We start from the raw sequence: 19779 nt of genomic DNA, 5'->3' as shown, positions 1-19779 counted from the left end.
GAACGACGAATAGCGCTTGGCGCAGCCCGGAACCAGGATTAGTCTCGCTAATCACCCTGTGCGTTTTCGCCGCACCTGTTCACCTCCGCCGTCACGTGTACCAGTTCTGGAAACTCAACCAGCTGAGCCTTGTAACGATCGGCCGAGTACGGCTGATGAGTGACAACACTGACGATGCAACTGTATTGCGCACGCCCGACTCGCCATAAATGCAGATCGGTCACGTCGGTATCCGGCAGTTGCTCCAACCGTTCCCGCACCCGCCGCACCAGTGGATCGTCCATTTCTCGATCCAGCAGCGCCTTTGTCGTTTCACGCAACAAGCCTTTGGCCCAGATCAGGATCACGATCGCACCGATGATGCCCATCAGCGGATCTAGCCAACCCCAGCCGAAGTATTTGCCGCCCAGCAAGGCCACAATCGCAGCGACTGAAGTCAGGCCATCAGTCAACACGTGAATGAAAGCCGCATGGCGGTTCAAGTCCTTTCCTGGCGCGCTTGAATGATCGTGATCGTGATCGTGATCGTGGCCATGATGGTGGGGCTGGTCGCGTAGCAGCCAGGCGGACAGCATATTCACCAACAAACCGATCACCGCTACCCATAGCGCCTCGTCAAAACCGATCCGGGCCGGTGTCCAGAAGCGCATCAGCGACTCGCCAATCATTAGCAGGGCCACCATGACCAGCAATACAGCGCTGGCAAAACCTGCCAGCACCTCGATCTTCCAGGTTCCGAAGGCAAAACGCCGGTCGTACGCATAGCGTCGGGCGAGCAAGTAGGCGATCGCCGACATGCCAATCGCCACCATATGCGATGCCATATGCCAGCCGTCCGCCAGCAAAGCCATCGAGTTGAACCAATAGCCAGCGACGATTTCGGCGACCATGGCCAAGCCCGTCAGCAGCACAACAGCCCAGGTCTGTTTTTCTGCGCCCTTCTCAAGAGGACGATAGTCGTGCGAGGGCTGCCAGTGCGAGTGGTTGCAGTCGGTCATGTGTCCTCCTTCGTCAAATCACAGAAGAGCGTGCCCCCTCGCCCCGAGTCAAGGTCAACAACTAATCGAGGCCATAGCTGGAGCGACAACGGCTATACCGCCTAGAATCCGCGGACATTAAAGGAGACCGTTGCATGCTGATGGTGATTTCCCCAGCCAAGACTCTGGACTACGACACCCCACCGACGACCGAACGCTTCACCCAGCCCGAACACCTGGACCACGCGCAGGCGCTGATCAGCCAGTTGCGCGACATGTCGCCTCAGCAAATCGGCGAATTGATGCACCTATCCGACAAGCTCGCAGCGCTGAACGTGGCGCGCTATGGCAGTTGGGACGCGGCCTTTACACCGGGCAATGCCAAGCAGGCGCTCCTCGCGTTCAAGGGCGATGTTTACACCGGCCTGAACGCCAACGACTTCTCTGAAGAGGATCTCGATTTCGCTCAGCGCCACCTCCGCATGTTGTCCGGGCTCTACGGCGTCCTGCGACCGTTGGATCTGATGCAGCCCTATCGTCTGGAGATGGGCACGAAGTTGGCTAACCCTCGCGGCAAGGATCTGTACGCCTTCTGGGGCGAACGGATAAGCGAATGGCTCAACGAAGCACTGGCCGCACAGGGGGACGACGTCTTGCTCAACCTGGCTTCCAACGAGTACTTCGGCGCCGTGAAACGCAAGGCGCTGAATGCGCGGGTGATCGATGTCGACTTCAAGGATATGAAGAACGGCCAATACAAGATCATCAGCTTCTACGCTAAGAAAGCCCGAGGTTTGATGAGCCGCTATGTGATCAAGGAACGCATCAAGAAACCCGAACAGCTGACAAGCTTTGACTATGACGGCTATCGCTATTGCCCTGACAGTTCATCGCCCGATCATCTGGTATTTATGCGAGACGCTCAAGGCTGACTCCATCCAGCTGGCCGTGCCCCCTTCGCTGTCCTGGCGGGGGGAGCCCAGCCATCGCGCCTCCAGACGCGATCTACCCTGCACACCAGAGCTGAACCCGCCCGCCAATCACAGCGTACAGCGCCAGCAACCTGTCGCATCCTCTGCCCCCGTCAAAAACTCCCCGATCGACGGCACGCCAGCGGGGAACTATCCGAAGGCACCTGCAATCATAAGCGCGTACCGGCATTTCCAGGCGGAAAGGGACGTCGCACATGAACGTGCATTGGAATTCAAAACAAGGTTTTCAGCGTGTCAGCCAAGGCAGATCCGTGAGGTCGCCGGGCGTGTTCAAGAGAGAACAGACGGGCCGGATCAGCGCAGTGTCGGTACTTATCAACGACTATCAGGCGCATCAGCCTCAGGCAGGTAGAGCGCAGCTGAACGGCATGCCCACCTGCCAACTCAAGATTGTTCAGACGCTCGCAGGCGTCGACCCCGGAACCGCTATCAGCTCCGCAATATCAAGTGCGGCGCCCATCGACTACCAGGCAGCACCTCCCACATTCAGGCTCGGAGCACGCAGTTCGCCTAGAAAACAGTGGTCCTGTAGGACAACTGAACTTGACGGCACGCGGCACCTGAAGGCCCGACCAAGAAGCGTATGGCGAGCACAGACCTCTGGCCGCCCACATGGACAAGAAGAACTTCCCCTTCTCAACGATTCAGGAGAAACAACATGATTCCGGTCATCCTCTCAGGCGGCAGCGGTTCTCGACTCTGGCCTCTTTCGCGGAAGGCATTCCCCAAACAGTTCCTCGCCCTTACGGCAGAGCAGACACTGTTTCAACAGACCATCGAGCGCTTGGCCTTCGAAGGCATGCAAGCGCCCCTGCTGGTCTGTAACAAGGAACACCGGTTCATCGTCAAAGAACAGTTGGCCGCACGCAAGCTTCAAACTCAGGGCCTCATGCTTGAACCGTTCGGCCGCAACACTGCTCCGGCAATTGCCATTGCGGCGATGAAGTTGCTTGCCGATGACCGCGACGAGTTGCTTCTGGTGCTGCCGGCCGATCACGTCATCGAAGACCATAAAGCCTTCCAGCGCTCCCTAGCCCTGGCGACCAATGCAGCCGAAAATGGTGGCATGGTCCTGTTTGGTATCCCTGCCACCAGCCCGGAAACCGGCTACGGCTACATCAAATGCGATCACGAGGGACGTAACGGGCTGCCAGAAGGCGTCAACCGCGTCACAGAGTTCGTTGAAAAGCCGGATGAAGTGCGCGCTCAGGAATACGTCGATTCCGGCGACTACTACTGGAACAGTGGCATGTTCCTGTTCCGTGCCAGCGTTTTCCTAGACGAGCTGAAGAAGCACGATCCGGATATCTATGACACCTGCTGGGTTGCGCTGGAGCGCAGTATCAAGAACGGCGAAGAGCTGCTGATCGATCCAGCCACTTTTGCCTGCTGTCCGGACAACTCCATTGACTACGCGGTAATGGAAAAAACCGAACTGGCATGCGTCGTGCCCATGTCGGCAGGCTGGAGCGATGTTGGCTCCTGGTCATCGCTTTGGGATGTGCTGGAAAAAGACGAAAACGGTAACGTGACCAGAGGCGACGTGATCGTCGAAGACAGCCGCAACTGCCTGGTTCACGGTAACGGCAAGCTGGTAACCGTAGTCGGCCTGGATAACATCGTAGTGGTCGAGACCAAAGACGCGACCATGATCGCTCATAAGGACAAGGTCCAGGACGTCAAGAAGCTGGTGAACAAGCTCGACGCCATGAACCGCTCCGAAACGCAGAACCACTGCGCCGTTTACCGCCCGTGGGGCTGGTACGACTCGGTCGATATGGGTGGTCGCTTCCAGGTCAAGCGGATCTGCGTCAATCCGGGTGCGCAGCTGTCGTTGCAGATGCACCATCATCGCGCCGAGCATTGGATCGTCGTCTCTGGCACCGCCCAGGTGACCTGCAACGACAAGACGTTCCTGCTAACCGAGAACCAGTCCACCTATATCCCGGTGACGTCCATTCACCGCCTGGCCAACCCTGGCAAAATCCCGCTGGAAATTATCGAAGTCCAGTCGGGCAGCTATCTGGGCGAGGATGATATCGAGCGTCTGGACGACGTATATGGCCGCGCGCCGAATGATGTGGCCAGCCAGTCGGCTCGCTAACTAGATGTGGCAAAAAAAACCGCGCCCAATGAGGCGCGGTTTTTTTGTAAGCTCCTGCCGTGGATACACATTGCTAAACCAGCTGGCTGCTCGAGTTACTACCCCGACCGCAAAACGTGTTCTTACAGCTCAAACCTCTAGCCCGCCTTTAGCGATAACTTGCGCGGGTATGCTTCATGATATGACTCAATATTGCATTACTACCGGATAGTTTTACGGGCACGCTTGTTTAGCCTAGCCCGCTTGCAGTAATGTTTCCCCTACCTCACACACACTCAACCCGAGCCGGGCCTCATTCGAGCCTATAGCTCGCACCCCTTAGCGCGCCGCGCTGCAAATAGACCTATAACAAAGAGGCAAAAAAAGACGTGACAAAAGAAGAACTACGCGCCGAACTGGAGAAGCAAGCCAACCGTTTCCAGGCTGTGTATGGCGGGGAAATAACGACCTATGCCGCGCAGCCCGATCCCGAGCGGAAGCCATGGCGTAAAAAGCCGACCGTTCACGATCAGGTATTCAAGGCGGAGTTGCAGAAAATCGAAAAAGAGTTGTCAGAGCAAGCCGCTCAAGCCAAGTAATCCGCAGCGTTGTAAAAATCTGCACCGCACGCCCTGCCGTCAGCAGCAGCAGCTTAGCCATCGCAACTGATCGCTTCTGATCACCGCTTACCGCCCAACAAAGAGCCCAGAAGCCCCCGTGCCAACTGCCGGCCCAGCTGCGTCGCAGCCTGCCGCATTGCGCTCTTAAATACCCGCCCGGCAGCGTCACCCAGCGCATCGGTGACCTCGTTTCTTGACGTAGCGGCCTTCACTGGCGTTTGGTTATCGGAAGCCTGCTTCGCCCGTTCGAGCAATATCTCATAAGCAGATTCACGATCGACCGGCCTGTCGTAACGGCCTCTAAGGGGTGAATTGGCGATCAAGTCGTGTCGCTCGCGCTCAGTTAGCGGCCCGATCCGCGATTGAGGAGGCGCGACTGCAACACGCTGAGCCATCGACGGCGTGCCTCTGTCCTCGAGACCTCCGACCAGCGCTTCGCCGATCCCCAGCCCGGCCAAAGTGTCCAGAGACGAAAATGCCGGATTGGTGCGAAAACCTTCTGCTACCGCCCGCAGGGCTTTCTGTTCCTTGACCGTATAGGCTCTGAGCCCATGCTGCACGCGCAGGCCCAACTGAGCCAGCACATCGTCCGGCAGGTCCGTGGGGGACTGGGTGACGAAATACACGCCCACACCCTTCGAGCGAATCAGCCTGACCACTTGCAGCAACCTGTCCTGCAAGGCTTTCGGAGTGCCGTTGAAAAGGAGGTGCGCTTCATCGAAGAACAGCGCGAGCAGAGGTCGATCGGCATCGCCGCGCTCGGGAAGCTGTTCAAACAGCTCAGCCAGTAGCCACAGCAGGAAAGTCGCATAGACTTTGGGCGCCTGATGCACGAGCTGGCTGGCGTCTAACAGATGGATCCGCCCGCGCCCGTCGTGCGCTGGCTGCAAGATGTCCTCAAGCGCCAGCGCCGGCTCACCGAAGAGCGCTTCGGCTCCCTGCTGCTCCAGTGTCGCCAGCCGCCGCAACAGCGCCTGTGACGATGCACTCGTAAACAAGGCTGCATCGTCCCCGAGCACTTCAGGATGCAGTTTCAAATGAGCAAGCAACGACTTGAGATCTTTCAGATCGAGCAACAGCAGCGCTTCGCGATCGGCCACTTTGAATGCCGCATAGAGCGCCGCTTGCTGGCTATCGCTCAGCTCCAGCAGATTGCCTAGCAACAACGGTCCCATCTCGGTAAGCGTCGTCCGCAGTGGATGGCCACTCACGCCATGCACGTCCCACAAGACCACCGGGTACGCCTGGGGCCGATGGTCGAGCCAGGGCATGTTGGCGATCCGCTCGGCGATCTTTCCTTGCGGATCGCCAGCGGCACCCAGGCCACACAAGTCGCCTTTGATATCCGCCGCGAAAACAGCGACGCCAGCCTCGCTGAACTGTTCCGCGAGGCGCTGCAAGGTCACTGTTTTGCCAGTACCCGTCGCACCGGCGATCAGACCGTGACGATTGGCCAGATGCAGCGGGTGGACGCTGGGTTCGCCCGTCGCGTCAGCCCCTAAAACCAGGCGGCCTGTCTGTTTCATTGCAGCCTCACGAGCAGTGGATTGGTCTGCAGCCCTCGCTAGCCCGCCGGCATCGAGCTGCTGGGTTCAGCATCGTCAATTGGAGTGTCACCGGCTGCGCCATCGAGCGCATTCAGATGACGCTTCCAGAGTGTTTCGGCATCTGGAAAGTCAGTCCCCAGCTCAGGGCCCATCTGGTCAGGGTCGTAGCGCTGGGTACAACCACTACCGATAATCGGTGGCGCCTTCGCGCCAGCCTTGTCCAGTGGGTTGCTCATCTCGCCTCCGGCGCCAGTCGTGATGGATCAGTTGAATACCAGCGTCTTGTTGCTATGCACCAGTACTCGCTCTTCCAGGTGATAGCGCAAACCACGCGACAGCACCATCTTTTCCACGTCCTTACCCAGCCGAACCATGTCCTCGATGCTGTCACGATGGCTGACGCGCACCACGTCCTGCTCGATGATCGGCCCGGCATCGAGCTCTTCAGTCACGTAATGGCAAGTCGCACCGATAAGCTTGACACCCCGTAACGAGGCCTGGTGGTAAGGCTTTGCCCCGACGAACGATGGCAGAAAGCTGTGATGGATATTGATCACCCGCTGCGCATATTCCTCGCAGAGCTCGGCCGGCAGAATCTGCATGTAGCGCGCCAGTACGATGGCGTCGGCGCGTTGCTCGCGAACCAGGCGCGACACCTCGGCAAAAGCCTCGTCCTTGCGCCCCGGCTGGACAGGCACATGGAAATACGGAATGCCATGCCACTCGACCATGCTGCGCAGGTCGTCATGATTGGAGATCACACAAGGAATGTCGCAATCCAGTTCCCCACTGTGCCAACGATGCAGCAGATCAGCGAGGCAGTGCGACTCGCGGCTGGCCATTAGCACTACCCGCTTGCGCTGAGCTGAGTCGGTAATGCGCCATTCCATGGAAAATTCGCGCGCGATTGGCGCAAAGGCTTGGCGAAAGCCATCAAGATCGAACGGCAGCGAATCAGCGCGAATCTCGTGCCGCATGAAGAACCAACCACTCTGATGATCGGAATGGTGATTGGCTTCGGTGATCCAGCCATTGTAGGTCGCCAGGAAATTACCGACCTTGGCCACAATGCCGACGCCGTCGGGACAGGCGATAACCAGCCTGAATGTGCGCATTTTTAAGTTAACTCCGGCTTACCCATAAAGACCGGGCATTCTAGCGCAGCGAAGAAAACCACCACCATATTATTCAGCCAGGACCAAAGCATGGCCCGGACTGTCGCCCGCACGCGGATCGAGTCGCCCCTGTCGAGTGCAAAGAAACACTGCGATTAAGACCGTAATAATCGGAGGGCCAAGTTTCCGTTGGCCCCAGTGGGCAAAGGAAACACAACACCTCCAAAAGATAGGGAGCCAATTTTTATCAAATATCGAGACGGCATATTAAGCGTGACGGGATCCGTCGCGACCTTCGATTATGTGCAGTACTTCACCGATGCCAGGTTCAACTAGGCACTTCGAATCGCCCTGCAACCGCGATGAAACAAAGTAAGCAAAACTTTACCCAGGCCAACATTTACTTGTCCGCGGCAGCTGTCTATGATTGCTGTCACTTGCGTTCAAACCTATACCAAGGAAGTGACATGTCGCTGATCAATGAATACCGCGCTACTGAAGAAGCTATCAAGGAACTACAGGAACGCCTGAAGTCCCTGTCAGAAGATGACAAGCTAAAAAAGGAACTTGAGTTTGAAGGCAAACTGCGCGAGCTGATGGGCGAATATCAAAAGTCGCTTCGCGACATTATCGCTCTACTAGACCCGGATGCCCGTAGCAACAAGCCGCAGCGTGCATCCAAGGCGCCTGCCACAACCAAGCGCGCCCGCCGCGTCAAGCAGTACAAGAATCCGCACAACGGTGAAGTGATTGAAACCAAGGGTGGCAATCACAAGACGTTGAAAGAGTGGAAAGCACAATGGGGCTCCGACGAGGTTGAAAGCTGGGCCACTCTGTTGGGCTAAGTTTTACGCCACACCCCTAAAAGCCATCTGACGCAGCCTTGCTCAGATGGCTTTTTTGTTCCCTGACCAAGCATCTTCAGAGCATGTAACGTTCACGCAAGCTGCGAGCATGCAGCGACCATTGTTGCAGCAGACGTGCTTGTTCGGCTGTTGCCGATGGCAATAAAGCCAGCAACGCTTGCTCAAACTGCTCCAAGGTATTCGGTGCGCCAAATTCGGGCACCATCAGGCGTTGTCTAGAAAACGCTTGCCATTGCTGGACTTCGGCAGGTGATAGACACTCGGGAAAGTTTCGTGCTCGGTAGCGAAAATGCAGCTCTGGCAAGCGCGGGTCATCAAACGGTGGCGCGGCGTCACTCGCAAACGGCGGAGCGTTTCGTACTTGCTCACACAAACGCCGGTCACGCTCGCTGAAGAATCCGTCATATAACTGCTGCTCCGGATCCGACGACCCCACAAACGCATCCTCCTGATAGATGTCGGCAAGCTTCCAGCGCCATTCGGGTTCCCGCCCGCGTAATTCGGCCGCTCTCGACTCATAACATTGGATATCCAGTCCTAGCCGCTCGATATCTGAGTGGCGCAGCACGCTCATTGGCGCCAGCACTGGGCAGCGGTTCATGTGAACGAGTTTCAAGGGGATCGGAAGTTTCTCGCCCAAGTCCTCCCGACGAGTATAAAGCCGCTCGCGAATAGCCTCGGCCTGCTCCTCCCAAAGGGGCGTACATTCGGCGTTCAGGTCGCAGACAATCAACGCGTTACGGTTGCGAGGATGCCAGGCCAGCGGTAGTACCACCGATAGAAAATGACGCGCCGCGGAAAACCGACCCGATATGTGCACCATTGGTTTGAGCAGCTGGACTTGCTCGATCAGGGCATGCTTACGACGTAGCTTGTAGAGATAGTCGTAAAGCCGCGGTTGACGCTCACGAAGCAACCGAGCCAAGGCAATCGTAGCCCGCACATCGGACAATGCATCGTGTGCATTCAAATGTTCGAGACCGTTGGCTGCACTGAGCCGCTCCAATTTTAACGTGACCCGTCCCTCCTCTTCAGGCCAGACAACCCCTTCCGGCCGCAACGCGTAGGCGGTGCGCACTAGGTCAATGAGGTCCCAGCGGCTATTACCGCCCTGCCATTCGCGGGCATAGGGGTCGAAAAAGTTGCGATATAGGCTGTAGCGCAGCACTTCATCATCAAAACGAAGGCTGTTGTATCCCGCACCACAGGTACCCGGCACAGCCAGTTCATGGTGCAGCCGGGCCACGAACTCCGCTTCGCACAGGCCTTTTTCCGCTAACGTGGCGGGCGTAATGCCCGTGACCAGGCACGCGGCGGGATGCGGGAGAATGTCGTCACTCAAACGACAGTAGATGTTCAGTGGCTCGCCAATTTCTTCCAACGCCTCGTTGGTGCGAATACCGGCCACTTGCACAGGCCGATCGCAGCGAGGGGAGATGCCGGTTGTCTCGAAGTCGTACCAGAAGATGCTGGAGGTCAAGGGAGCTTCCTTCTCGATTGTCGCGTCCAGTCTAGCGCGCCAGACCGCCCTCAACGAATGGTCGAGCATTTGGTTCGAGTGGAGTTTCGAGACAGACCTGAGCAATCTGCCCGCATATCAATCGGAACTGCCAAACCGGTTAGGGCCGAAGACGCCGTTCGATGGTTTCATTCGCCGGGCGCGACATCGCCGGCCGTTGCTCGATGCGCGATGTGCGCATAGCATCCAGTCCCCCCACTAGCGAGCCTACGCCGTGACACCCGCCCTTTCAGCCACTACTGCATTGCTGGATAACACGCACCGCGTCGAAACGCCGGAAGGTATAGATTTGCTGCTCCATCCAGCCGGCCTAGTCCCTCGCGCACTGGCGTTTGCGCTGGACCTGTTAATAAGAGGCGCACTTCTGGCGGCTTTGGGAGTTGCATTTGCGTTGCTGGGCAAATTCGGCATGGGCGTTGGGGCGCTACTGCTGTTTATAGTGCAGTGGTGGTACATGGTGCTGTTCGAAGTGCTGAACCAGGGACGTACGCCGGGCAAGCAATGGCTGGGGCTGCGCGTCGTTCATGATGATGGCACACCGATCGGCTGGGCCTCTTCCCTGACCCGCAACCTTTTGCGTTTCGTCGACATGCTGCCTTTCGGCTACTTTCTCGGGTCGCTCTGCTGCCTCTGGCATCCATCGTTCAAGCGATTGGGCGACCTCGCCGCAGGAACGGTGGTCGTGTACCGCGAGCACAACATCAGCGCGCCCGCACTACCGGCGGCTGAAGCAGTCGCGTCGCCACTGCCCCTTACGCTGGCTGAGCAGCACGCCCTGATCGCCTTTGCCGAACGTCATTCGACGCTGTCTGCGGAAAGGCGCCTGGAACTGGCCTCCATCCTGGCCGAAGCGCTGCAGGTTGCGCCAGCGCAGGCAGAGACTCGAATTCACAGCATTGCTCGCAGTCTGGTGGGGCCGGCATGAAGCAGAGCCAGTTCGAAACCCGGCACCAGACTGAATGGCAGACGTTCGCTGAAACCCTCGCAGCATTGGAGCGAGGCAAAGGCAACCAACCTATATTGATCGCTGACTTTCCGGCGGCCTATCGAAGGCTCTGCCAGCAGCTGGCATTGGCGCAGTCTCGCGGCTACAGCATGCGCTTCGTCGAGCGCCTGCAGCTGCTGGTTCAACGCGGACACTATCAACTGTATCGCCACCGTAGCCCGCTGGGTGGTCGCTTGCTCGGCTTCTTTCTGGGTGGTTTTGGCAGGCTGGTTCGCGCAGAGTGGCGCTACCTGGCAGCCGCGAGTTTGATTTTCTACGGCAGTCTGCTGGGCATGGCCGGGTTGGTGCTGGCATTTCCGGAACTCGTCTATAGCCTGATCAGCCCCGAGCAGGTCGCTGAAATGGAAGCCATGTACGACCCCGACGCCAGCCGTCTCGGTCGCTTCGGCGAGCGTGGGTCAGCTGACGACTGGGTGATGTTCGGCTATTACGTGATGCACAACATTGGCATCGCGTTCCAGACCTTTGCCGGAGGCCTGCTGTTCGGCCTTGGCAGCCTGTTCTATCTGCTATTCAACGGCTTGATCATCGGCGCGATTGCCGGCCATCTGAGCGGAATCGGCTACGACCAGCCGTTCTGGTCATTTGTCATCGGCCATGGGGCTTTCGAACTGACGGCGATCACCCTGGCGGGTGCGGCCGGGTTGAAGCTGGGCGCTGCCCTCGTTGCACCTGGTCGCCAAACACGCAGCGAGGCTTTGCGCCTGGCAGCCGCTACGGCAGTGCAATTGATCGCAGGAGCCATATTATTCCTGTTGATTGCTGCCTTTATCGAGGCGTACTGGTCTTCGATGACTTATCCCTCAGCCCCGGTCAAATACGCCGTGGGCGCGCTGTTGTGGCTGCTGGTCGGCACCTATCTGACACAAAGCGGACGGCGATTCCATGCAGCTGAATGATGCCAGCATGGCAATTCGTCCTCGCACCGCCTGGGAGGCGCTGGATCTCGGCGTACTCCTGGCACGCCGTCATGCCGCACTGCTGATGCTCAGCTGGGCGCTGGTGACACTGCCGATATTCGCCCTGTTCAGCCTGTTGTTCTGGCAATACCCGACGCTTGCTTTGTTGCTGTTCTGGTGGCTCAAGCCGCTCTATGAACGACTACCGCTGTTCATCCTGTCGAGGGCGCTGTTCGGCGACACACCGACCCTGCGACAAAGCATCAGGGCGCTGCCGCAACTGCTGCGCTCCCAGTGGTTTGCCAGCGTGACCTGGCGCCGTTTCAGCGTGACTCGAAGTTTCGACCTTCCAGTGCTCCAGCTCGAGCAACTGACTGGCTCGGCCCGCCAGCAGCGCCTCGCTGTGCTGGGGCAACGAGACAGCCGGGCCGCATCCTGGTTGACCCTGGTCGGCATGCACCTGGAGATGGGGTTGTGGCTAGGTGCCCTCGCGCTGATGTACATGCTCATCCCACAGCAAATGCTGGCCGACTGGAACTGGCAGGACCTGCTCGGCATGAGCGGCGACTGGCTATGGCTCGAACACTTGTCCAACTTGATGTATGCGCTTGTGCTGGTGGTCTGGGAGCCGATCTATGTCGCCAGCGGTTTCAGCCTGTATCTGAACCGCAGAACCACCCTTGAAGCCTGGGATGTCGAACTGACGTTTCGCCGCCTGCAGGCGCGCGTGAAGACCCTACTCCCGGTACTGCTAGTAGGAATGGGGCTGTGGTTGCTGCCGGTGCCCAACGCGGCCCTGGCTGCGCCTGATGCAGACGAAACGATTCAGACGAAAGAGGCCTCCGGCCCACAAAGTGATCGCCTGCTCAAGCAGCCCTTGACCAGCAGAGCAGCCAGTGAGCGGATCAGTGAGTTGCTCGACCAGCCACCTTTCCGAAACCGCGAGACCGTTACCCGCTGGCGCTTCACTGAAGAGGCAGATGGCGAGCCGGGCTGGTTCGCGCGCTTGCTTGAACGGTTGCTACGTAGCGAGCTGATGGCACAGCGCCCCGACCGCCTGGCAAGCGTGATCGAAGCGCTCCTCTGGGCCGCATTGTTCGTCCTGAGCGGGTGGCTGCTATGGCGCTATCGGGACTGGATCAAGCTGTACGTGAACCCGCGTCAGACGTTGCGATTCAGGCAGCGGCAACCTGCGCCCTCCGCACTGTTCGGATTGGACGTGCAACCTGAAAGCCTTCCGCCGGACGTAATCGCCGAGGTGCAGCGGCTCTGGAGCGATCATCCACGCGAAGCGCTCGGCCTGCTCTACCGGGCTTTTCTCAGCCGCCTATTGCACGAGCGGCAGCTGCCATTGAAAAGCTCGCATACCGAGGGTGAAATACTCGAACTGCTGCGGCACGAGGCCCAGCCACAGCTGCTCGACTACGCCGAAGCCTTGACCCGCCACTGGCTTGGCCTGGCCTACGGGAATCAGCTGCCTCCCGCTGCGACTCGAGACGAGCTTTGCCAGCGCTGGCGCACTGTGTTTGGCAGTGAGGCCTCGCATGACTAGGCCGCGTCGTCTTTTGCTGCTGGTAGCGGGCGCGCTGCTGCTTGGCCTGATGCTGTTTTTTGCAATCAGCAGGGCGACCCCCTACGAAGAAACGATCGAGCATGGACCGGCGCCGGAAGTGCGCAGCAATCCGTATCTCGCTGCAGAGCGCTTCCTGACCGACCAGGGGCGTGCCGTCGAACATGCACAAGGCATCGGCGGGCTTACCGAAACCAAGGACAGTCGGCAGGTGCTTTTATTGCTTGGAGAGCGCAGCACCATGACGCTCGCCCAGGCCGAACGCCTGTTGCATTGGGTTGATAAGGGTGGCCACCTGGTGTTTGTCGCGGAGCGGATCTGGGACGAAAACGCCGGCAGCCGCGGAGACTTGCTACTCGATGCGCTGAACCTGCAGCAGCACGAAGCCAGCGAGAAACCCGACGACAGCCACGTCGCCGATGGTGCTGCCAACGCAGAGAAGCGCCCCGTGCTAACCCGCCTCTATCTGGAGAACGAAAACGCCCCCGCCTATCTCGCTTTCGACACCAACTATCACCTTTACGACGCCGGTGGCAGTGCGCATGCATGGGCCAACAGCGCCAGCGCGACGCACATGCTGCAACTGCGGCACGGGAGCGGCCTGATCACCGCACTCACCGACAGCTGGATCTGGCAGAACGATGCGATTGCCCAGTACGACCATGCCTGGCTGCTGTGGTATCTCACCCAGGACCGCGACGTGACGCTGATCTATCGCACCGACCATGACGGTCTGCTGCAACGGTTGCTGCGTTATTTTCCTGAAGCCTTGTCCGCCGCACTTTTGTTACTGCTGCTGGGCTGCTGGCACGCAGCGCAGCGCCAAGGCCCGCTGCTGGAACCCGCCAACCGAGGCCGCCGACAGCTTCGAGAGCATTTGCGAGGCAGTGCAGATTTTCTCTACCGCCGCGCCGGACAGCGGCACCTGATTGCCACCCTGCAGAACGACATTCTCCGTCAGGCTCAGCACCGTCATCCCAACCTGGTGGCGCTCGACCATGCGGGCCTGTGCAAGATCCTCGCGCAGCTAAGCAGAACTCCCATTGAAGCCGTTACCCATGCCATGCGGTCGTCGCAGGATAGAAAGATGAGTAATGCCGATTTCACCCGTCAGGTTGCCCGCCTGCAAAGCCTCAGGAATGCGTTATGAGCGATACAACACCGGAACCGAACGACGTGACTCCGAATACGAGCCCGAACACGCAGCGCCAGCGCGCCAGCCAACTTGCACAGACGCTACGCCAGGAGCTGCATAAAGCCGTCATTGGCCAACAGGACGTGGTGGACGGCGTGCTCACAGCGCTGATCGCGGGCGGTCACGTGCTGGTTGAAGGCGTACCGGGGCTTGGCAAAACACTACTGGTGCGGGCCCTGGCACGGTGCTTTGGTGGCGACTTTGCGCGCATCCAGTTCACGCCGGATCTGATGCCCAGCGACATCACCGGCCATGCGGTGTATGACCTGGCCAGCGAACAGTTCAAGTTGCGCAAGGGCCCGGTGTTCACCAACCTGCTATTGGCCGATGAGATCAATCGTGCCCCCGCCAAGACCCAGGCGGCGCTGCTGGAAGTCATGCAGGAGCGTCAGGTCACCCTCGAAGGCCGCGCCCTCGCCGCGCCGCAGCCGTTCCTGGTGATGGCCACGCAGAACCCCATTGAGCAGGAAGGCACCTATCCGTTGCCGGAGGCCGAGCTCGACCGGTTCATGTTGATGCTGCGCATGGACTATCCCCAGGCGGACGAAGAGTTGACCCTGGTTCGTCAGGTCACTCGATCAGTTCGCACCGACATTCTCGATGTCAGTGGGTTGCGGGTTTTGCTACAGGCAATGGATGTCCAGGCGCTGCAGAAAATTGCCAGTGACCTGCCGTTGGATGATCAGGTGCTCGACTATGCCGTCCGGCTGGCCCGAGCCACCCGCAACTGGCCTGGATTGGCGCTGGGGGCCGGACCACGGGCATCGATCGCGCTGGTGCGCTGCGCCCGCGCACGCGCCTTGTTGCGCGGCGGCGATTTCGTCGTCCCGGACGATGTAAAAGGCTGCGCCCTGGCGGTTTTGCGGCATCGCGTCAGGCTTTCACCTGAACTCGACATCGAAGGCACTTCGGTGGACCAGCTGCTCCAGCAGCTGCTCGAGCAGATCGCGGCCCCGCGGCTGTGACGCCAACCGGCCTGCGAGCCCTTCAATGAATCCGTCACGTCGATTGCTCTACGCCATCGCCGCCCTGCTCTGCCTAGGACTGTTGCTAGGTATCGCAGCGGCGCTCGGCAGCCCCCTGTTCACGGGTGCTCATACGGCTTGGTGGGGGTTGTTGCTGTGCCTTGGATTTGTGGCCACTGTCGACGCCTTGCTCCTGCGCCGCCTGCCCTCGCCTGAGCTGCGACGTGTGCTGGCTGGCAATCTCGCCTTGGGCCGTTGGCATGACGTTCAGCTCGAGATTCGACATCCGCAGGCGCAAGCCATGCATGCCGAGATTTTCGACCATGCGCCGGCCGGGCTCGACGTGCAGGAGTTGCCACAGCAGGTGCAGCTACCTGCGGGGCAGCACTGCCAGCTCAATTACCGCCTGCAACCGATGCGGCGCGGCCACTTCCATTTCCAGCACTGCGAGATTCGCTTGTTCAGCCCACTGGGGCTGTGGCGAGAACGCCGTCTGCTGCCACTGCAATCGCAGACCAAGGTATATCCCGACTTCACCCAGCTGCACGGTGCACCCTTGATGGCGGTGGACCGCTGGCTGAGCCGCCTGGGTGTGCGCCAGCAGCCAAGGCGGGGGCTTGGCATGGACTTCCACCAACTGCGCGAATTTCGGGAAGGCGACACCCTGCGCCAGATCGACTGGAAGGCAACAGCCCGTAAACGCGCACCCATCGTTCGCGAATATCAGGACGACCGCGACCAGCAGATTCTGCTCATGCTTGATTGTGGCAGGCGCATGCGTAGCCAGGACGGTCCGCTCACGCACTTCGATCATGCACTCAATGCCAGCCTGCTGTTGGGGTATGTCGCCCTACGCCAGGGTGACGCTTTGGGTCTTTACACCTTCGCCACCGAGCAACGGCGCTTCTTCGCTCCAGCCAAAGGCCAGACGCAACTCAACGCGTTGCTCAATGGCGTCTATGACCTGGCCAACACGCAGCGACCAGCCGATTTCGCATTTGCCGCCAACGATGTGCTGACGCTGCAGAAACGCCGCGCGCTGGTGATCATCCTGAGTAACCTACGCGACGAGGACGACGAGACACTGCTCGGCGCCGTCCGACAGCTTTCCCGTCGCCATCGGGTACTGGTCGTGAGCCTGCGCGAGCCGGTTCTAGACAACCTGCGTCAGCAACCTGTCCGCAGCTTTCAGGACGCCCTCGATTATTGCGGCACGCTCGACTACCTCAGCGCTCGGGGCCGGCTTCATGAACAGCTTCTCGCCCACGGCGTGCCAGTGCTCGATGCCCGCCCGCACGAGCTGGGGCCAGAACTGATCAGCCGTTATCTGGCGTGGAAGAAAGGGGCTGTGCTGTAACCAATGTGTGCTCACTTTCAAGCAGAAAGCGCTTGTGCCTCGCACAGCTGGCCGTAGTGCAGATGGCGTTCAGGTACCTTGGCAGCAATCCTGATCGGCGGCCTTGTTTCCGGCTGACTCGATACGTGGCAGTCGCGCCGGTGGAATGTGCTGCATGGGACGAAAGCTGAAGTAGTGGTGCAGCGCATCGATCATTTCGCGAATTTCACGGGGCGGTGAGACAAATACGAAACCTGAATCGAAGCTGCCGGGCGTAACGTCTTCGCGTGACCAGCGACAGATCGCACTGAAATCGACGTAGCGCAGCTGGCTATGCTGGCCCGGAATTTTCAGACGCATATCGAAACGTATGTCAGTCATCATCGGATAGGGGCTGATGAGCATCAGCCCGGACTCGGACAGGTTGCCAATGAAACCCAACGGCTTTTCCGTGAAACGGTTGAATACGTTGAGGTAATACGGCAATTGATGCCGTTGAATACTGCGTTGATTGTGCATGTCCATCGATTGCGGGCCTGCCGCCAAGTTTTATCGCTGCCGCCGTCTCCGGCCACTCAGCTGCAGTTCTGACTAATACGACTGGCCAACTGCCGCCGCGCCGCCCCTATTTCTTCATCACTGTAGTAGACGCGCTCACCCTTTGCATCGGCACTGAAATAGCGCCCGCCATGAGACAGGCGTGACAAACGGTTTTGCAGCTGCTGGCATTCGCGCTCTCGTTGCGCCTGCCTAGCGCTCGCCGCCACATTGGCCGCCTCCTGCTCTTCGCGACGAGCCTCGAAGAAGCGCTCCGTGCGCGCCTGGCGCTCGCGGGTCGCGTCGTCTCTATCGATCACCTGCGGCCGAACCTCGACCGGCTCCGCACCCGGCTGCGGCTTCGCGCTGAAATGCACATTGCCCCCGGGATCAACCCAGCGGTAGATATCGGCGACCGCCAGAGGGGCCAACAAAACGCTGACTATCAGTACTGCGATACGCATGGGGTCCTTCCCTGCCGGTCTGTTAGCCGGCGTCGTGTCAGGGTTTGACGGCGTGGATCACCACCCGTTCCTCCGGCTCATAGTGCCCCAACTGACGCAGCGTCTCCAGCCTGGCACGACTGCGAAAGGCGTATTCGCTGGCTGGATAGCGCGACTGAATGAACTGATAGGTCTGTGCCGCGTCGACAAACAGCCCCTGACGCTCCAAGCACTGACCGCGCAACAGCGATATCTCCGATTGTAGATTATCCCGTGGTCGGCTGCGCCGCTCGGCCTGGGAGAGTTCGAGCATGACTTTGTCGCAATCACCCAACTCGTATTGCGTATAGGCCGCGTCGAGATGGCGATCAAGGGCATTTCTGCTGCTGCAGCCTACGCTGAGGGTGGCCAGAACAAGGATAAACAGGGTGCGCATGGGTGACTCCTCCGATGCCGAATTATCGACCGTCGTTGCGAAAACTGCAGTCCATCCGTCCAGCTAAATGTCCATTGCGCGCATCTCCAAGCTCTGCCGAAAGAGTAGTGCAGCCCAACGATGACTACAGCCGCCCGGCATAGTAGCCTCGCGGCCATTCTGAAAAAGGAGCATTGAATGACTTCGCGCCGTACCAAAATCGTCGCCACGCTGGGTCCAGCCAGCAGTTCACCTGAGGTGCTGGAAAAAATGATCGTCGCCGGGCTCGATGTGGCCCGCCTGAACTTTTCCCACGGGACGCCAGATGAGCACCGCGCCCGGGCGCAGCTGGTACGGGATATCGCCGCGAAGCACGGTCGATTCGTTGCGCTGCTGGGTGACCTGCAAGGACCGAAGATCCGTATCGCCAAGTTCGCCAACAAGCGCATCGAACTGGCTGAAGGCGACAGCTTTCGCTTCTCCGTCACCCACCCCCGCGACGCCGGCACCCAGGAAGTGGTCGGCATCGATTATCCGGATCTGGTGAAGGACTGCAGTGTTGGCGACGAACTGCTGCTGGACGATGGTCGCGTGGTCATGCGCGTGGACAGCAGCACGGCCGATGAGCTGCACTGCACCGTACTGATCGGCGGGCCGCTGTCTGACAACAAGGGCATTAACCGTCGCGGTGGCGGCCTGACCGCGCCGGCATTGACTGCCAAGGACAAGGCCGACATCAAGCTGGCCGCCGACATGAATCTGGACTATCTCGCCGTCTCTTTCCCGCGTGACGCGGCTGACATGGAGCTGGCTCGGCGGTTGCGTGACGAAGCCGGCTCCAGCGCCTGGCTGATCGCGAAGATCGAGCGCGCCGAAGCCGTGGCCGATGACGAAGCGTTGGATGGCCTGATCCGTGCCAGTGACGGCGTGATGGTCGCGCGTGGCGACCTTGGTGTGGAAATCGGTGATGCCGAGTTGGTGGGCATTCAGAAGAAGATCATTCTGCATGCGCGCCGCAACAATAAGTTGGTGATCACCGCGACCCAGATGATGGAGTCGATGATCCAGAACCCGATGCCGACCCGCGCCGAAGTGTCCGATGTAGCCAATGCCGTGCTCGACTACACCGACGCGGTGATGCTTTCAGCTGAAAGCGCTGCTGGCGAGTATCCGGTCGAAGCGATCAAGGCCATGGCGCGCGTGTGTGTCGGTGCCGAGAAGCATCCGACCAGTACCAAATCCGGCCATCGCCTGGGTCAGCGCTTCGAGCGCAGCGACGAAAGCACGGCGCTGGCGGCGATGTACACGGCGAATCACTTTCCCGGCGTCAAAGCGATCATCAGCCTGACCGAAAGTGGCTACACCCCGCTGATCATGTCGCGGATTCGCTCGTCGGTACCGATCTTTGCCTTTTCGCCCCATCGCGAAACCCAGGCCCGAGTCGCCATGATCCGCGGCGTGCAGACCATTCCCTTCGATCCGGCGGCCCTACCCGCTGACAAGGTCAGCCAGTCGGCAGTGGACGAGCTGCTCAAGCGCAACATCGTCAATGTTGGCGACTGGGTGATCCTGACCAAGGGCGACACCTATCACGGCACGGGCGGCACCAACACCATGAAAATCTTGCGTGTAGGCGACTCCCTGACCTGATCAGCGCGGCGCGCCAGGTACCGCCTGGCGCACCTTTTCCCTAG

19 protein-coding genes are annotated in these 19779 nt (G+C 59.5%); 11 read left to right on the top strand and 8 right to left on the bottom strand.

All coding sequences use genetic code 11. From position 1 onward, the window contains the following. Nucleotides 1-47: 47 nt before the first annotated feature. Complete coding sequence (gene dmeF / locus ACQKEK_RS00695; RefSeq protein WP_499140742.1) at nucleotides 48-998, bottom strand: CDF family Co(II)/Ni(II) efflux transporter DmeF; 951 nt, start codon at nucleotides 996-998, stop codon at nucleotides 48-50. A 134-nt stretch (nucleotides 999-1132) separates the two neighbouring features. Between dmeF and yaaA the strand changes: the two genes are divergently transcribed. The 3 genes from yaaA (at nucleotide 1133) to ACQKEK_RS00680 (ending at nucleotide 4651) form a co-directional block, all read left to right on the top strand. Further along, on the top strand, nucleotides 1133-1909 hold the full coding sequence (gene yaaA / locus ACQKEK_RS00690) for a peroxide stress protein YaaA (protein WP_499140741.1): 777 nt from the start codon (nucleotides 1133-1135) through the stop codon (nucleotides 1907-1909). 718 nt (nucleotides 1910-2627) lie between these two features. After that, nucleotides 2628-4073 carry a mannose-1-phosphate guanylyltransferase/mannose-6-phosphate isomerase gene (locus ACQKEK_RS00685; protein ID WP_128121554.1) on the top strand — a complete coding sequence of 482 codons (1446 nt, stop codon included), beginning with the start codon at nucleotides 2628-2630 and terminating at the stop codon, nucleotides 4071-4073. Nucleotides 4074-4441: 368 nt separating this feature from the next. Then, nucleotides 4442-4651, top strand: coding sequence for a hypothetical protein (locus ACQKEK_RS00680; RefSeq protein WP_128121065.1), 210 nt, complete (start codon nucleotides 4442-4444; stop codon nucleotides 4649-4651). A gap of 80 nt (nucleotides 4652-4731) precedes the next feature. Here ACQKEK_RS00680 and ACQKEK_RS00675 read toward each other — a convergent pair whose 3' ends face one another. The 3 genes from ACQKEK_RS00675 to purU are packed head-to-tail and all read right to left on the bottom strand — an operon-like array spanning nucleotide 4732 to nucleotide 7334. After that, entirely contained in the window at nucleotides 4732-6198 is a 1467-nt protein-coding gene (locus ACQKEK_RS00675; RefSeq protein WP_499140740.1) for a helicase HerA-like domain-containing protein, read from the bottom strand. 38 nt (nucleotides 6199-6236) lie between these two features. Then, a complete protein-coding gene (locus tag ACQKEK_RS00670; protein ID WP_499140739.1) occupies nucleotides 6237-6455 on the bottom strand; it encodes a hypothetical protein in 219 nt (72 codons plus the stop codon). Between the two features lie 27 nt (nucleotides 6456-6482). Then, nucleotides 6483-7334: a formyltetrahydrofolate deformylase gene (purU, locus tag ACQKEK_RS00665; RefSeq protein ID WP_128121062.1), complete on the bottom strand. Its 852-nt coding sequence runs from the start codon at nucleotides 7332-7334 to the stop codon at nucleotides 6483-6485. Between the two features lie 467 nt (nucleotides 7335-7801). Between purU and mvaT the strand changes: the two genes are divergently transcribed. Further along, on the top strand, nucleotides 7802-8179 hold the full coding sequence (gene mvaT, locus ACQKEK_RS00660; RefSeq protein ID WP_045429487.1) for a histone-like nucleoid-structuring protein MvaT: 378 nt from the start codon (nucleotides 7802-7804) through the stop codon (nucleotides 8177-8179). Between the two features lie 76 nt (nucleotides 8180-8255). On the opposite strand, the gene sbcB is transcribed toward mvaT, so the two are convergent. Further along, the gene (gene sbcB, locus ACQKEK_RS00655) at nucleotides 8256-9680 is read right to left on the bottom strand and encodes an exodeoxyribonuclease I (RefSeq protein ID WP_499140738.1); all 1425 of its coding nucleotides are present in this window, start codon (nucleotides 9678-9680) and stop codon (nucleotides 8256-8258) included. A 253-nt stretch (nucleotides 9681-9933) separates the two neighbouring features. Here sbcB and ACQKEK_RS00650 point away from each other — a divergent pair, with 253 nt between their 5' ends. Genes ACQKEK_RS00650 through ACQKEK_RS00625 form a run of 6 tightly spaced genes read left to right on the top strand, consistent with a single transcriptional unit; the run spans nucleotide 9934 to nucleotide 16711 of the window. Further along, nucleotides 9934-10644, top strand: a complete 711-nt coding sequence (locus ACQKEK_RS00650) for an RDD family protein (RefSeq protein WP_499140737.1) — start codon at nucleotides 9934-9936, stop codon at nucleotides 10642-10644. Beyond that, on the top strand, nucleotides 10641-11624 hold the full coding sequence (locus ACQKEK_RS00645) for a stage II sporulation protein M (protein ID WP_499140736.1): 984 nt from the start codon (nucleotides 10641-10643) through the stop codon (nucleotides 11622-11624). The genes ACQKEK_RS00650 and ACQKEK_RS00645 overlap by 4 nt, the downstream gene beginning before the upstream one ends. Beyond that, nucleotides 11611-13176 carry a DUF4129 domain-containing protein gene (locus tag ACQKEK_RS00640; RefSeq protein ID WP_499140735.1) on the top strand — a complete coding sequence of 522 codons (1566 nt, stop codon included), beginning with the start codon at nucleotides 11611-11613 and terminating at the stop codon, nucleotides 13174-13176. The genes ACQKEK_RS00645 and ACQKEK_RS00640 overlap by 14 nt, the downstream gene beginning before the upstream one ends. After that, on the top strand, nucleotides 13169-14344 hold the full coding sequence (locus tag ACQKEK_RS00635; RefSeq protein WP_499140734.1) for a DUF4350 domain-containing protein: 1176 nt from the start codon (nucleotides 13169-13171) through the stop codon (nucleotides 14342-14344). Before ACQKEK_RS00640 ends, ACQKEK_RS00635 begins: the two co-directional genes overlap by 8 nt. Next, a complete protein-coding gene (locus ACQKEK_RS00630) occupies nucleotides 14341-15354 on the top strand; it encodes an AAA family ATPase (protein WP_499167495.1) in 1014 nt (337 codons plus the stop codon). Before ACQKEK_RS00635 ends, ACQKEK_RS00630 begins: the two co-directional genes overlap by 4 nt. 25 nt (nucleotides 15355-15379) lie before the next feature. After that, nucleotides 15380-16711 carry a DUF58 domain-containing protein gene (locus ACQKEK_RS00625; protein WP_499140732.1) on the top strand — a complete coding sequence of 444 codons (1332 nt, stop codon included), beginning with the start codon at nucleotides 15380-15382 and terminating at the stop codon, nucleotides 16709-16711. 69 nt (nucleotides 16712-16780) lie between these two features. Here ACQKEK_RS00625 and ACQKEK_RS00620 read toward each other — a convergent pair whose 3' ends face one another. The 3 genes from ACQKEK_RS00620 to ACQKEK_RS00610 are packed head-to-tail and all read right to left on the bottom strand — an operon-like array spanning nucleotide 16781 to nucleotide 18106. After that, complete coding sequence (locus ACQKEK_RS00620) at nucleotides 16781-17215, bottom strand: PilZ domain-containing protein (RefSeq protein ID WP_128121054.1); 435 nt, start codon at nucleotides 17213-17215, stop codon at nucleotides 16781-16783. Nucleotides 17216-17265: 50 nt separating this feature from the next. Next, complete coding sequence (locus ACQKEK_RS00615) at nucleotides 17266-17691, bottom strand: DUF4124 domain-containing protein (RefSeq protein ID WP_128121053.1); 426 nt, start codon at nucleotides 17689-17691, stop codon at nucleotides 17266-17268. 37 nt (nucleotides 17692-17728) lie between these two features. Then, the gene (locus ACQKEK_RS00610) at nucleotides 17729-18106 is read right to left on the bottom strand and encodes a tetratricopeptide repeat protein (protein ID WP_499140731.1); all 378 of its coding nucleotides are present in this window, start codon (nucleotides 18104-18106) and stop codon (nucleotides 17729-17731) included. Between the two features lie 177 nt (nucleotides 18107-18283). Here ACQKEK_RS00610 and pyk point away from each other — a divergent pair, with 177 nt between their 5' ends. Continuing rightward, a complete protein-coding gene (pyk, locus tag ACQKEK_RS00605; protein WP_045429512.1) occupies nucleotides 18284-19735 on the top strand; it encodes a pyruvate kinase in 1452 nt (483 codons plus the stop codon). Nucleotides 19736-19779 lie beyond the last annotated feature (44 nt).

Source organism: Pseudomonas sp. NPDC077408 (assembly GCF_050269105.1).
Lineage (GTDB): Bacteria > Pseudomonadota > Gammaproteobacteria > Pseudomonadales > Pseudomonadaceae > Stutzerimonas.
The sequence above is the reverse complement of the archived record's forward strand: the minus strand, read 5'-3'. Positions and strand labels throughout refer to the sequence as shown.